At 68.7% G+C, this 13,533-nt stretch carries 14 protein-coding genes; all 14 read right to left on the bottom strand.

Translation table 11 applies throughout. The features are described 5' to 3' along the window. Positions 1-6: 6 nt before the first annotated feature. The 14 genes from CVV76_RS15945 to CVV76_RS16010 all read right to left on the bottom strand — a co-directional run bounded on the left by CVV76_RS15945 (position 7) and on the right by CVV76_RS16010 (position 13,519). The gene (locus CVV76_RS15945) at positions 7-684 is read right to left on the bottom strand and encodes a class I SAM-dependent methyltransferase (protein ID WP_102225675.1); all 678 of its coding nucleotides are present in this window, start codon (positions 682-684) and stop codon (positions 7-9) included. Further along, the gene (locus tag CVV76_RS15950) at positions 677-1,066 is read right to left on the bottom strand and encodes a MerR family DNA-binding protein (RefSeq protein WP_102225676.1); all 390 of its coding nucleotides are present in this window, start codon (positions 1,064-1,066) and stop codon (positions 677-679) included. The genes CVV76_RS15945 and CVV76_RS15950 overlap by 8 nt, the downstream gene beginning before the upstream one ends. A 4-nt stretch (positions 1,067-1,070) precedes the next feature. After that, entirely contained in the window at positions 1,071-1,898 is an 828-nt protein-coding gene (locus tag CVV76_RS15955; RefSeq protein WP_102225677.1) for an HpcH/HpaI aldolase/citrate lyase family protein, read from the bottom strand. After that, entirely contained in the window at positions 1,898-3,109 is a 1,212-nt protein-coding gene (locus CVV76_RS15960; protein ID WP_102225678.1) for an MFS transporter, read from the bottom strand. Before CVV76_RS15960 ends, CVV76_RS15955 begins: the two co-directional genes overlap by 1 nt. Further along, positions 3,109-3,876, bottom strand: coding sequence for a GntR family transcriptional regulator (locus CVV76_RS15965; RefSeq protein ID WP_102225679.1), 768 nt, complete (start codon positions 3,874-3,876; stop codon positions 3,109-3,111). Before CVV76_RS15965 ends, CVV76_RS15960 begins: the two co-directional genes overlap by 1 nt. Beyond that, positions 3,873-5,051, bottom strand: a complete 1,179-nt coding sequence (locus CVV76_RS15970; RefSeq protein ID WP_102225680.1) for a CaiB/BaiF CoA transferase family protein — start codon at positions 5,049-5,051, stop codon at positions 3,873-3,875. The genes CVV76_RS15965 and CVV76_RS15970 overlap by 4 nt, the downstream gene beginning before the upstream one ends. Next, on the bottom strand, positions 5,048-6,199 hold the full coding sequence (locus CVV76_RS15975) for an acyl-CoA dehydrogenase family protein (protein ID WP_102225681.1): 1,152 nt from the start codon (positions 6,197-6,199) through the stop codon (positions 5,048-5,050). The genes CVV76_RS15970 and CVV76_RS15975 overlap by 4 nt, the downstream gene beginning before the upstream one ends. A gap of 15 nt (positions 6,200-6,214) precedes the next feature. After that, a complete protein-coding gene (locus CVV76_RS15980) occupies positions 6,215-7,636 on the bottom strand; it encodes an MmgE/PrpD family protein (protein ID WP_102225682.1) in 1,422 nt (473 codons plus the stop codon). Positions 7,637-7,650: 14 nt separating this feature from the next. Further along, positions 7,651-8,922, bottom strand: coding sequence for a TRAP transporter large permease (locus tag CVV76_RS15985; RefSeq protein ID WP_102225683.1), 1,272 nt, complete (start codon positions 8,920-8,922; stop codon positions 7,651-7,653). 12 nt (positions 8,923-8,934) lie between these two features. After that, a complete protein-coding gene (locus tag CVV76_RS15990) occupies positions 8,935-9,465 on the bottom strand; it encodes a TRAP transporter small permease (protein WP_102225684.1) in 531 nt (176 codons plus the stop codon). A gap of 88 nt (positions 9,466-9,553) precedes the next feature. Then, on the bottom strand, positions 9,554-10,561 hold the full coding sequence (gene dctP, locus CVV76_RS15995) for a TRAP transporter substrate-binding protein DctP (RefSeq protein ID WP_102225685.1): 1,008 nt from the start codon (positions 10,559-10,561) through the stop codon (positions 9,554-9,556). Positions 10,562-10,607: 46 nt separating this feature from the next. Beyond that, a complete protein-coding gene (locus CVV76_RS16000; RefSeq protein ID WP_102225686.1) occupies positions 10,608-11,114 on the bottom strand; it encodes a MaoC family dehydratase in 507 nt (168 codons plus the stop codon). A gap of 225 nt (positions 11,115-11,339) precedes the next feature. Then, positions 11,340-12,137 carry an ethanolamine ammonia-lyase subunit EutC gene (gene eutC, locus CVV76_RS16005; RefSeq protein ID WP_102225687.1) on the bottom strand — a complete coding sequence of 266 codons (798 nt, stop codon included), beginning with the start codon at positions 12,135-12,137 and terminating at the stop codon, positions 11,340-11,342. Beyond that, positions 12,134-13,519: an ethanolamine ammonia-lyase subunit EutB gene (locus CVV76_RS16010; RefSeq protein ID WP_102225688.1), complete on the bottom strand. Its 1,386-nt coding sequence runs from the start codon at positions 13,517-13,519 to the stop codon at positions 12,134-12,136. The genes eutC and CVV76_RS16010 overlap by 4 nt, the downstream gene beginning before the upstream one ends. Positions 13,520-13,533 lie beyond the last annotated feature (14 nt).

A 13,533-nucleotide genomic window follows, 5' to 3' on the forward strand; every position in this document is an offset into this window, starting at 1 on the left:
CCCGCGTCACTGCTCAAGGACGAAGCTGCGCAGGCGCATGGGCTGAGCAAGCGAGCGACCGGTCTCCACCGGTAGGGCGTTGGCCTCGAAGGCGGCGGCGATCGTTGCGTGTTCGCGCGCGATCGCCGGTGCGCGCGCCGGGTCGGCTGCGGTCAGCTTCGCGACGAAATCGTCGAAACCCGCATAGACCTCCTCGCGCCGGAACAGCATGTCGGTGCCGGGCGCAAGCCTGCAACGATCAAGCGCCTCCTGCGCAAGCCTGCGCACCTCGGTCTCGTCGTCGACCGGGCGGAGCACGTCGAAAAGCGGACCCTCCGCCATCGGTTCGATCACGATCAGGCGGCCGCCGGGGCGCAGGCAACGGCCGGCCTCGGCAAGCGCGGGGTCCATCTCGGGCGGGGGCACGTGATGCAGCGAATTGAGAAAGACCACCGCATCGAAGCTTCCGGCGCGGAAGGGCATCGCGGCGGCGCTGCCTTCCGCAAGGCGCGCGTCCGGCGCGGCGGCGCGCGCCGCCCCGATCGCCTCGGGCTGCGGGTCGAGCCCGGTCACGACGAAGCCGCGCCGCGACAGGGACCGCAACAGCGCCCCGCGGCCGCAGCCGACATCCAGGACCTCGCGCGCATCGCCGAGTTCGGCCAGCAGGGTCGCCAGCACCCGGTTCCGTGCCTCCGCCTCAGCCATGGATCCGCCCCTCCGCCTCCAGGATGGTGCCGATCTCGGACCGCAGGCGCGCGAGGTGACGCTCTTCTGCCTCCAGCGTCCGCGCCTGTTCGGCCAGCACCTCGCGCCAGCGCCGCTGCTGCGCGTCGCGGCCCTCGGCATCGTAAAGCTCCAGCAGCTGGCGCAGGGTTTCCAGCGGCAGCCGGAACCGCCGCCCCCGTAGCACCAGTTCAAGGCGCACCTGCTGGCGCCGGTCATAGACCCGGTCGCGCCCCTCGCGGCGCGGAGACAGGATGCCGAGCGCCTCGTAATGGATCAGCGTCCGCTTGGTCACGCCGTAGCGGCGGCAGGCGTCGCGGAAGCGGAGCGGTTCACGCGCGGCATGTGAAGGCCCACCGTCCATGCTGTCAGGCCTCCGCCGTCCGGAGGATGCGATGCGCGCGTTCCACCACCGGAAGATCGACCAGCTTGCCGTCAAGCCGGATCGCGCCCTTCGCCCCCGCACTATCGGCCGCCGCGACGATGCGGCGCGCCTGCGCCACCTCCGCGTCGCTCGGGGAAAAGCCCGCGTTCACGCCGGCCACCTGGCGCGGGTGGATGCACAGCTTGCCGGCCATCCCGATACCCCGCGCGCGGCTGCAATCGGCGGCCAGCTGCGCGGGATCGTCCAGCGCCAGCGTCACCCCGTCGACCGGCCCGGCGATCCCGGCGGCGGCAGAGGCCAGCACCAGCATGCTGCGCGCGTGACGCAGGCCGTCCCCCTCGTCCTCGATGCCGCAGTCGCTCATGAAATCGACCGACCCGAAGAGCAGGCGCGCGACCCCCGGAACCGCAGCGATCTCGGCCGCCGCGTAAAGGCCGCGCGCGGTTTCGATCAGCGGCAGAAGCGGCACGCCGGGGGCCATCGCCGCCAGCACCGCGCGGCAGGCCTCGGCGCTTTCCGCCTTGGGAAGCAGGACCGCGCCCACCCCCGCCGCCCCGGCAAGTGCGAGGTCGTCGTCGTGGAACTCCGTCTCCGGCGGGTTGATGCGGACCGCGCCGCGGTTTCCCGCGGCCAGCCAGTCGCCGATCGTCCGGCGGGCCTCGGGCTTGGCCTCGGGGCGGACGGCATCCTCGAGGTCGAGTATGGTGCAGTCGGCCCCGGCGGCGATGGCCTTGTCGAACCGCTCGGGTCGGTCGCCCGGCACGAAGAGGAACGAGCGCGCGGTCTGCATCGGGTCTGTCGCATCTGGCATCAGGATTGGCACCTTCCGGATTTCAACGCGGGCCGGCGGGGCCCGCTGACGGCAAGGTAGACACCCATTGCCGCCATCACGAAGGAAGCGACCGCGAAAGCCAGCCCGTAGCTGGCCAGCGACACGATCGCGGCGAAGGCGGGGGGACCGAAGACCACGCCCGCGTAGGTCATGAAAAGCGAGGCGCCGGTGGCCGAGGCGACGTGCTCGCGCGGGGCGATGCGGGCGACCTCGGCCAGGAAGACGCCGTTCCAGCCGATTGCCGCGGCCCCGAACAGCGCGGCGATCGCGCCCAGCGTCAGGGGCGTGCCCAGCGACGCCTGAAGCGCGAAGAACGCCGCGCAGATCGCCGAGACGAAGGCAAGCAGCGCCAGGACGTGCCGCGCGTTCAGCAGGTGGTCGGCGCTCCAGCCCCAGAGCAGGCGCCCACCGACCCCCGCGGCCTGCGCGACCGCAAGGATGGTGCCGGCGGTGGCCAGCGGCAGGCCGCGCCCCTCGGTCAGGAAGGTCACGAGGTAGCCGCTCAGCACCAGCTGCATCGCCGCGAAGACGAAGGAGGTCAGCGCCAGCGCCCGCATCGACGGCTCGGCGAAGACGTAGCGCAGGGCGGACAGCATGCGCGCGGCCCCGCCGCCGGCCCGCCCCGGGATGCGGTCCGCATCAAGCGGGCGGCGCACGGTCTGGGCGACCAGCGCAATCCCCAGGCACAGCACGATGCACAGCGCCACCGCGGAGCGCCAGCCCGCCGCCAGCGTGATATGCGGCAGCACGAGGCCCGCCAGCATCCCGCCCACCGGCACGCCCGTCTGCTTGATCGAGAACACGAGGCCCATGCGGTGGCGCGGCGTGGTCTGCGCCAGAAGGTGGGAGCTTGCGGGCGTCACCACCCCGTAGCCCAGCCCGATCAGCAGCGCCCCCGCCGCGATCGCCGCCGCCGCCCCGGCCAGCGAGACCGCAAGCCCCCCCGCCGCCAGCACCAGCGCGCCCTGGCTGACCCGGACGGCGCCATGGCGCTGGATCATCCCACCCGAGGCGAGGCTTGCCACGGCCGCTGCCGCATAGATCAGGCCCACCTGGATGCCCACCAGCGTGGCCGGCACGCCGGCGGCGGCGGCCACCTCGGGCGCCAGCACCGGCCCCGCCAGCGCGGCGGCCGAAATCATCGCCTGAATGGCCAGGGTGATCACGAGGGTGAGCCAGGGAGACGCCATTACCGCACCTGTGCCCCGGTCTCGACGCGGTAGGTGCTCGAATAGCTGAAGCGCCCGGCCGGGTGCAGCGAGACCGCGGTTTCATAAAGCTCCCCGCTATCGGAGACGTAGCTGCGGACGATCTTCAGCCCGGGTGCGCCGCTGTCGACGCCGAGGCGGCGCGCGGCGTCGTCGGCCAGGATTACCGCGTCGATGGTCTGGCGGATCTCGGCGGTAGCAAGGCCGTATCGGCGTTCGATCATGGCGTAGATCGGTTCGGTCGGGTCCTTCTCCGGGTCGATGACGCCGCGATAGGGCCGGGCGATCCAGATCTCGGTCAGGGCGATCGGGACCTGCTCTCCCGACAGGAACCGCTCGCCGCTGATGTGCAGCCAGCCCTGCCCCTCCTTGGAGCCGAGGAACCGGGCAAGATCCCCCTCGGCGACGATATCCTCGGCCGAGGTGATGTGCAGGTTCACGTCGCGCACGTATTGCATCAGCGCGGGATCGCCCTCGCCGGTCTGGACATAGCGCGAGGCGATGCGGTTGGCGCGGACCGTGGTGCCGACCCCGGCCTGCCGGCTCAGCAGCCCAAGGTCGACGAGGCGCCGGATCGCCTCGCGCACGGTGTGGCGCGAGAGGTCGAATTCGCGGCACAGCTCGGTCTCGGGGGGCAGCAGGCTTCCGACCGGGTAGCGGCCCGACCGGATGTCGTCCAGAAGCGCCTCGGCGAGCACGGCGTACCTTGCCCGCCCGCCGAAGCGCGCGTCTTTCTCGGAATCGTTCAAGTGGCGGTCTCCTTATCCTGGTGCGGCATCATACCGATCGCACCGAGGATGTCGCCGTTGTCCGCGCCGAGCGCCGGGCCGGGACGCAGCGGCAGGGTGTCGCCCGGGCAGCGGATCGGGCAGGCCACCGTACCGATGGTCCCGCGCGCCGGATGGGGCACCTCGGCCACCACGCCGCGCGCCTTGGCGAACGGCGCATCCAGCGCCGAACCGATGTCATGCACCGGCGAGGCGGGCACCTTGCCGCCAAAGCGCGCCATCCAGGCCGCGGTGGTATCCGCGCTGAGAACCGCGTCCAGCTCGGCGGTCAATTCATCGCGATGGGCAAGCCGCGCCTTGAAGCCGCAGAACCGTGCGTCGGTCTTCCATTCCGGCTTGCCGATGGCATCGCACATGACGCCCCAGAACTTTTCCTTGTTGCACATGATGAAGATCCAGCCATCGCCTGTCTTGTAGAGCTGGCTCGGCGTCAGCGACGGGTGGGCCGAACGCGGGTGCCGCCCGGTATTCACCCCCTCGTTCAGATACCACGCGGCAAGGTAGTTGAGGTTGTGCATCGCCACCTCGTAAAGGCTGGTGTCGATGTCGCGGCCCTGCCCGGTGGACCGCGCCCCCAGCACTGCCGACACCAGCGCCAGCGCCGACATCGTGCCTGTCATCATGTCGATGATCGACAGGCCGAACCGCGAGGGCGGCCCGCCCGGTTCGCCGGTGACCGACAGGTACCCCGCCTCGGCCTGCATGAGGTAATCGTACCCCGGCCAATCGGCGCGCTCTCCATCCCGGCCATAGGCCGACAGGTGGACACAGACGATATCGGCCTTGATCTTCGACAGCGCGGCATAATCGAGGCCCAGCTTGGCCGGCAGGTCGCCGCGCAGGTTGTTGAAGACCGCATCCGAGGTTTCCACCAGCTTGTGCAGCGCTGCGCGGCCTTCGTCGGATTTCAGGTCCAGCGTGATCGACTTCTTGTTGCGGTTGAACGCCTGGAAGAAGTGGCTGTCGCCCTCGCCGAAGAAATACGGGCCTACGAGGCGGCCGACATCGCCGCCCTGCGCCGCGTTCTCGATCTTGATGACCTCGGCGCCGAGGTCGGCAAGGTGCTGGGTGCCGAAGGGGCCGGCGCCGTATTGCTCGACGGCGAGGACCCGTAGGCCTGCAAGCGGAAGGGTCATGCCGGGTTCCTTTCCATGATCTGCTTGGCGATGATGATGCGCTGCAGCTCGTTCGTGCCCTCGCCGATGGTCAGCAGGGGCGCGTCGCGGTAGAGACGTTCGATGTCGAACTCGCGCGAGTAGCCGTAGCCGCCGTGCACGCGCATGGAATCCATCGCGTTCGTCACCGCCGCCTCGGTGGCGAAGTACTTGGCCATCCCCGCCTCCATGTCGCAGCGCTCGCCCGCGTCGTAGGCCCGTGCGGCATTGTCCGTCAGCAGGCGCGCGGCCTCGGTCCGGGTGGCCATCTCGCCCAGCATCAGCTGGATCGCCTGGTGCTCGCCGATCGGCTTGCCGAAGGTCTTGCGCTGCTGGGCATAGGCAACCGCCATGTCGAGGGCGGCACGCGCCACGCCGACGCCCCGGGCGGCCACGTTGATCCGGCCCAGTTCGAGGCCGGAAAGGATCTGCTGCAACCCCCTGCCCTCGACCCCGCCGATCAGCCGGTCGGCCGGCACGCGGTAATCCTTGAACTCAAGCTCGCAGGTGTCGATGCCGCGGTATCCCAGCTTTTCCAGCTTGCGCGCCACGTTGAAGCCCGGCCCCTTCTCGGCGATCAGCAGGGACATGCCGCGGTGACGCGGCTCGGCCTTCGGGTCGGTCTTGACCAGAAGCGCGATCGTGTTGCCGTACATGGAATTGGTGATCCAGGTCTTGGTCCCGTTCACCACGTAATCCTCGCCGTCCTTGACCGCGACGGTGCGGATCGCCTGCAGGTCGGTGCCGGCGTCGGGTTCGGTCAGGCCGATGCCGCCGCGCAATTCGCCGGTGGCGAAGCGGGGCAGGTATTCCGACTTCTGCGCCTGCGTCCCCGCCCGCTGCACCGCGGACGCCATGATCAGGTGCGAGTTGATGATCCCCGAGACCGACATCCACGAGCGCGAGATGCGCTCGATGATCTTGGCGTAGGTCTGGGTCGACAGGCCCAGCCCGCCGTAATCCTCGGAGATGATGCAGCCGAAAAGGCCCATCTCCTTCATCTTCTCGACGATCTCGGCGGGGTACTCGTCCTTCGCCTCCAGATCGTGGACGTAGGGGTCGACATCGGTTCGGAGGAACTTGTCGACCGAGTCGAGGATCATTTGTTCCTGTTCGATCTGTTCGTTCATCGGGGATCTCCTTGGTTACGCCGCCTGCCCTGCCAGCAGCCGTTCGATGCCCAGAACGTCGGGCGCCTCGGCCAGCCCCAAAAGGGCCGCGCGCAGGCGTTCGGCACGCGCGGGCGGCGTGGCCATGCAGGCGTTCTCGGTGAATTTCGCGACGATCTCGTCGTTGGTCAGCGGCCGGTCCGAAGCGCCGCGGTTGACGTCCTCGCGGTGGCGCAGCTCGCGCCCGTCTGTCGTGCGCACGATGACCTCGCCCGAATAGTATTTCGGAAAGCGCGAGTTGGGGTCGTGCGCGTAGCTGACCTTGGCGCACAGCGCCAGCGCGTCGGGCGCGGTGAAGGCGTCGGGGTCCAGATCGGCCAGCCCGAAGTGCCCGCGCAGGAGGCCCGAGGCCACCGCATAGGGCACCGAGAACTGCGCATCATAGCTGTTCTGCGGCTTCTGCTTGGTCGCGACCGGCTCGCACACCGTCTTGACCACCTCCTCGGGGATCAGCGCCGTGACCTCGGCGATGTCCTCGGGGGTCAGCCCGTGCTCAGCGCGCAGCGCCACGGCGGCGTCGGCCACGGCGTGGGTGAAGTGGCACGCGGGCATCGGCTTGACCGCGACGTTCATCACCTCCCACACCTCGCCCAATCCGGCGGTGGCAAGGCCAAGGTCGGCCCGCGCCGCGCGCCCCTCGCCGAGATAGGCGTTGAACAGGCCAAAGCGCCCCTCGTACACCGCCTTCGGCGCGACATAGCCGTGACGCGCCATGGTGACGGCGGTGATCGCCGCCTGCGCGGCCCAGCCGGGATGGGCGCGCTTGGTCCAGGCGCCGTCGGACAGGAACTCCAGCGATCCGCTTGCCATCGACAGGGCGATTCCCTGCGCGGCGGCAAGCTGTGCCTCGGTCAGGCCGCGCAGCCGGCCCGCGGCGACGGTGGCGCCGAAGATCCCGATGATGCCCGTGGGATGAAAGCCCACCTGGTGAAAGCCGCCCCTGGCGACTGCGCCCAGACGGGTCGCCACCTCCATCCCCGCGACGTAAGCCGTCTGCATCTCACGCCCCGTGGCGCCGACCTCCGCCGCCATGGTGAAGGCCGCGGGCAGGACCGAGGCGGTGGCATGGATCACCCCGCCGGTATGGGTGTCGTCGTAGTCGAGCCCGTGGATCAGGAAGCCGTTCAGCATCGCCGCGTCGCGCGGCATCAGCGCGGTGCCGAAGCCCACCGCCCGGCGGGTGCCTCCTGCGCCAAGCTCGCTCATCGCGGCGTGCATCCGGTGGCCGAAATCGTATTGCGTCGAGGCCAGCGCGATCCCCCAAGCGTCCAGCATCAGGTGACGGGCGCGGTCGGTCACCGCGTCAGGGATGTCCTTGTGCGTCAGCGCCGCCGCGAAATGCGCGAGCTGTCGCGCGATCGGCTGGGTGGCAAGATCGGTGTCGGTGAGATCCTTCATGGTTTCCTCCCGTTTCAGTGAACCAGTGCCAGCGAGATCACCGGCACGAATGAGATGAGGGCGAGGCCGGTCAGCCGGACCGCGTAGAACGGCACCACGCCGCGGGCGACTTCGTGCACGGGGATCCGCGAGATGCCGCTCATGACGAAGAGATTGAGGCCGATGGGGGGCGTCAGCGTCGCGATCTCGACGTTCGCCACCATGATGACCGAGAAGTGGATCGGGTCGATCCCCAGCGCCTGCGCCATCGGGAACAGCAAGGGCGCCGTCAGCACGATCAGCGCGATGCCGTCCAGGAACATGCCGAGGAACAGCAGGACCACGTTGACGACGATCAGGAATTCCCACCACGACAGGCCCATGTGCTGCAGCCCCGAGACCAGCGTGGCCGAGATCCCCATGCGCGTCAGGATGAAGCCGAGAAGGCTTCCGCCCATCACGACGGCAAAGATCATCGTGGTCTGCAGCATGCTTTCCAGCGCCACCTTCCACACGCCGCCAAGGGTGACGGAGCGATAGACCAGCAGGCACAGCAGCATCGCGTAGACCGCGGCGAAGGCCGACACCTCGGTCGGCGTCATGAAGCCCGCGTAGATCGACCCCAGCACCAGGATCGGCATCAAGAGCGCGGGCAGCGCGCGCGGGAAGTTCCGGGCGAAACCCTGCCAGTCGGGCTGCTGCGCCTTGGCGCCGTAGCCGCCGCGCTTGCTCAGCCAGAAGGTCGCGAAGGACAGCAGCGCCGCCTCCATGATCCCGGGCAGGACGCCTGCGACGAAAAGCTTGTCGATCGGCAACCCGACGATGGAGCCGATCAGGATGAAGCCCAGCGAGGGCGGAATCATCAGCCCCAGCGTCCCCCCCACCGCGACGATCGCGGCGGCGAAGCGGGGCGGGTAATGTTCGTCGCGCAGCCCCTGTACGGTGGACCGGCCGATGGCGGCGGCAGATCCCACGGAGGAACCCGAGACCGCCGCGAAGAAGACCGACGCGATCAGCACGGTCAGCGCGAGGCCGCCGCGCACCGCGCGCACGATGGATCCCACGAGGTCGATCATCAGCCCGGCGATCTGACCGCGCATCATCAGGTTGCCGGCGAAGATGAACATCGGGATGGCGACCAGCGGGTAGGAATTGACCGACTTGAACGCGGTCTGGGCGATCACCGTTTCGGGCACGCCGCTGACCGTGAGCACGAGGACCGCGCTGACGAGGCCGAGCGACGTCGACACGTGCGAGCCAAGCGACAGCAGGACGAGAATGAAGACGAGGGCGAGGATCAGGAACATGCTCGGCCCCCCTCAGAACTTGCCGGTCGGGTCGGCGCCGGCCGCCGCGCCGTCCCCGCCCTCATCGAGGTCGCCGAAGGCGAAGGGGTCGTTGCCCGACACGCCGTGCACCAGAAGTCGAAGGTAATAGATGGCGAACAGTACCGCGCCCACCGGCATCGCCAGGAAGACGATCCACATCGGCAGCTCGAGGTTCGATTCCGACAGCATCCCCATGGCGTGGTAGCGCAGCACCTGCTGCACCGAGCCGTCGAACAGGATCACCGAGAAGGCGAGGCCGACCAGCGCGGCAAGGCAGCCGCAGACGATCCGCATCCGCCGCGACAGCACCGCGACGACAAGGTCGGTACGGATGTGATACCCGCCGCGCCCCGCCGCCCCGAGCGACAGGAAGAAGGCCCAGACGATGAGAAAGCGCACCGCCTCCTCCGCCCAGAAATAGCTCCGGTCCAGGAAGGCCCGGCTGAACGCCTCGGCCAGCATGATCCCGGTGGCGCCAAGAAACATCAGCGTGGCCACCGCCAGCAGCGGCCCGCGCTCCACCCAGTCCCAGGCCCGGCCGAGCCGCCTGAGCGGCCCCGGCCCCCGGGGCGCTGCCGGCGCGGGGCCGGCAGCAGCGCGTGCGTCACGATCAGCCGGAGATGCCACAATGCGACTCCAGTTGATCCATCCGCTTCATCGCGTCGGGGTATTTCTTGGAAAAGCTCTCCGAGGTCTTCGCGGTCAGCTTCTTCCACTCGGCGATCTGGGCGTCGTCGGCGACATTCAGCACGGCACCGTCGGCCTTCATCTTCTTCAGCGCCTCCTTGTCCTTGGCGATGGCGCCGGTCCATTCCTTGGCCACGACGTCGTCGACGCTGGACTGGATCGCCTTCTGCTGGTCCTCGGGCAGGCCGTCGAACCACTTCTGATCGACCACCACCGCGTAAGTCAGCAGCGACAGGCCGGGCACGTAGAAGGCGTATTTACCGGTCATCCCGATCATCTCGGACCAGCCGGCGGGCGAGGTCAGGATGCCGTCGATCGCGCCCTGGCTCAGCGCGGTGCTCATCTCGGACGCGGCCATCGACACCGGCGAGACGCCAAGCTCGCGCATCGTTTCCTGCACCACGCGGCCGCCGGTGATCCGCACCTTCTTGCCCTTCAGGCCGTCCATCGACTTCACGTCGTCCCGCGAGAAGATGAACAGAAGATCCGCGGTGCGCAGCAGGCCCAGCACCTTCATCCCCGCGGGTTTCATGTAATCCGACAGCATCTTGGTGATGCCGGTCTTCATGCAGGCATTCTGCATCGACGTGTCGGTAAGCGAGAACGGCAGGTTGATCACGCCGGTCTGCGGCACGATGGTCTCCAGCCGGACCGAGACCGGCCAGACCATCTGCACCGCCCCGGTGCCGATCGCCGCAAGCGCCTCGCGGTCGGAATAGAGCTGGCCGCCAGGGAACACCTTGACCGAGATCTTGCCGTCGGTCTTCTGGTCGACCTCCTTGGCGAAGTCGTTCATGTAGCCGGTCTTCCAGTGGGTCGCGGCAACCTCGCTCGGCAGCACCAGATCCTGCGCCAGCGCAGCCCCTGCCACAAGTGTTCCGGCAGCCAGCGCGCCGGCCGCCGCCACTGCGGCGAACGTCCTTGAAAACATGTCTTTCCTCCCTTGGTGGGGCGGGCTCCCTCCCGTCCCTTCTGGTTCAGTAATTCGTGGGGTTTGCCTCGTCGGCGGCCCGGCTCTTGATCAGGGCAGTGCGGTCGAAGCTCATGAAAACGGTGCCGTCGTGCTTCACGCCGAGGGTGCGGACCTTGACGATTCCCTGCCCCGGCCGCGACTTCGACTCGCGCTTTTCCAGAACTTCGCTTTCGGCATAGATCGTGTCGCCGCCGAAGACCGGCGCCATCAGCTTGATCTCTTCCCAGCCGAGGTTGGCGATCGCCTTGCCCGAGACCTCGGGCACCGACATGCCCAGCACCGTGGCCACCGTCAGACCGCTGTTGATCAAAAGCTTCCCGAACTCGCTTTGCCCCGCGAAATGGGCGTCGCAATGCATCGGGTGGTAATTCATCGTCAGCAGCGAGAACTGGATATTGTCCTGATCGGTGAGGGTCCGGCCCGGCCGATGCTCGTAGATGTGGCCAACCTCGAAATCCTCGAAATAAAGCCCGATTTCCCCCCGAAACCTGTTCGGCCCGACCTGTCGCATGTGGTCCTCCCACCCCATTTGTTCATATGTACGTACATTAGGATCATTGGCCGGCCTGTCAACGCCTTTTTCGGCGCCTCGGTCACGGGCGCCGGGTTGGCGAGAGGGTCGGTTGGAGAGGAGACAGGCCGCGCCGGACCAGTAAAACAACGCCAACAATCCCCGCACCGGTCTGCCGGCGCGGGGCACGTCTTCTTGACGTCGCATGTTCGTGCCGTGACGGGGTCAGCCGCCCAGCAGGAAATCCGCGCGCGAGGTGTCGGGTGTGGCCAGCGCCTCGGCCTCGTCCTTCAGGCCGATTCCGGTCAGCCCTCGGCGCAGCGCCTCGTCCATCAGAAACAACAGCTTGTGCGCCGCCTCGGCATAGCCAAGGCCGGCGGGGCGGATGTTCGACACGCAGTTGCGGCTTTCGTCGGTCAGCCCGGCGCGCGGCGCGTGGGTGAGATAGGCCCCCAGGCTGTCAGGAGAGCTGAGCCCCGGGCGTTCGCCGATCAGCACCAGCACCATCCGCGCCCCAAGCCGCGCACCGATCTCGTCGCCGATGGCAACGCGGGCCTGCGTCACGACGGCGACAGGGCCGAGGGACCAGCCCCGCCGCGCGATCTCGGGTATCAGCACCTCGAGCAGGGGGATCGCGTTGCGCTCAACCGCCTGCCCCGACAGGCCGTCGCCGACCACGATGGCAAGATCGCAGGTGCCCCCCTCGGGCAGACGTGCCCGCGCCGCCTCCGACAGGCGGCGGCCGTAATCGGGCCGCTGGAGATAGATCGCCCGCGTCTCGGCCGCGCTTTCGACGACAAGGGTATCGACCCCCAGCGCGCCGATCCCGGCGGCCAGCGCGGTGCCGTCGATCTCGAGGTGCACGGCCTTGCGGGCCCGCGCATGCGCAAGCTGGAACTCGAGATGCGGCGCGGTCGGCAGGCTGGTGCCCGCCCGGCCAAGCGCGATGCGCGCGGGCGTCAGGGCGCGCAGCCCCTCCCACGGGGTGCGGGTCACGGCGCCCTTGCCGGAGGTGTCGCTCATGCCGCACCCCGCTCGATCGCCCGGGCGAACCCGGCGGGAAGCTGGCCCGCCAACTCCTCGCCCTTGAAGATGCCGGTGCGTTGCAGCCAGTCGTCGAACTCGGGCGCGGGCTTCAGCCCCAGCACCTTGCGCAGGTAAAGCGCGTCGTGGAACGAGGTGGTCTGATAGTTCAGCATCACGTCGTCCGACCCGGGAATGCCCATGATGAAGGTGATGCCCGCGACCCCCAGCAGGGTCAGGATGTTGTCCATGTCGTTCTGGTCGGCCTCGGCATGGTTCGTGTAGCAGATGTCGCAGCCCATCGGCAGACCCAGAAGCTTGCCGCAGAAATGATCCTCCAGCGCGGCGCGCAGGATCTGGCGGCCATCGTACAGGTACTCCGGCCCGATGAAGCCGACGACGGTGTTGACCAGAAGCGGTTCGCACATCCGGGCGACGGCATAGGTGCGCGCCTCCAGCGTCTGCTGATCTACGCCGTGATGCGCATTGGCCGACAGGGCTGAGCCCTGCCCCGTTTCCATGTACATCACGTTGTTGCCCACGGTACCGCGGCCCAGCGACAACGCCGCCTCGCGCCCCTCGCGCAGCAGCGCAAGGTCGATGCCGAAGCTGCGGTTGGCGGCCTCGGTCCCCGCGATCGACTGGAACACCAGGTCCACCGGCGTGCCGCGGCTGATCAGCTCGATCGAATTGGTCACATGGGTCAGAACGCAGCTTTGCGTCGGGATCTCGTGGCGCGAGATCACCTCGTCGAGCATGCGCAGCAGCTGATCGGCGGCGGCAAGGCTGTCCGACGCCGGGTTGATGCCGATCACCGCATCGCCATTGCCGAACATCAGCCCGTCGAGGATCGAGGCGGCGACCCCCGCCGGGTCGTCGGTCGGGTGGTTCGGCTGAAGCCGCGTGGACAGCCGACCGGGCAGGCCGATGGTGTTGCGAAAGGCGGTGGTCACGGGCGCCTTGCGCGCGATCAGGATCAGGTCCTGGTTGCGGCAGATCTTGGACACGGCGGCAACCATTTCGGGCGTCAGCCCCGGGGCCAGCGCACGCAGCGCCGCGGGGGTCGCCTCGTCCGACAGCAGCCAGTCGCGGAACCCGCCCACGGTCAGTGCGGCAACCGGGCGGAAGGCGCGGGCGTCATGGGTGTCGACGATCAGCCGCGTGACCTCGTCCTTTTCGTATGGCACCACCATCTCGTTCAGGAAGGTGGCAAGCGGCAGGTCCGCCAGCGCCATCTGCGCCGCGGCGCGCACCTCCTCATCCGCCGCGGCGATCCCGGCCAGCGCATCGCCGGACCGGGCGGGAGTTGCCTTTGCCATCAGCTCGGCCAGGCTGTCGAACCGATGGGTTTCACCGGCGATCGAATGGGTGAACGTGGGCATGCGCCCTCCTTGCG

The organism is Acidimangrovimonas sediminis, assembly GCF_002871005.1.
Taxonomy (GTDB): Bacteria; Pseudomonadota; Alphaproteobacteria; order Rhodobacterales; family Rhodobacteraceae; genus Acidimangrovimonas; species Acidimangrovimonas sediminis.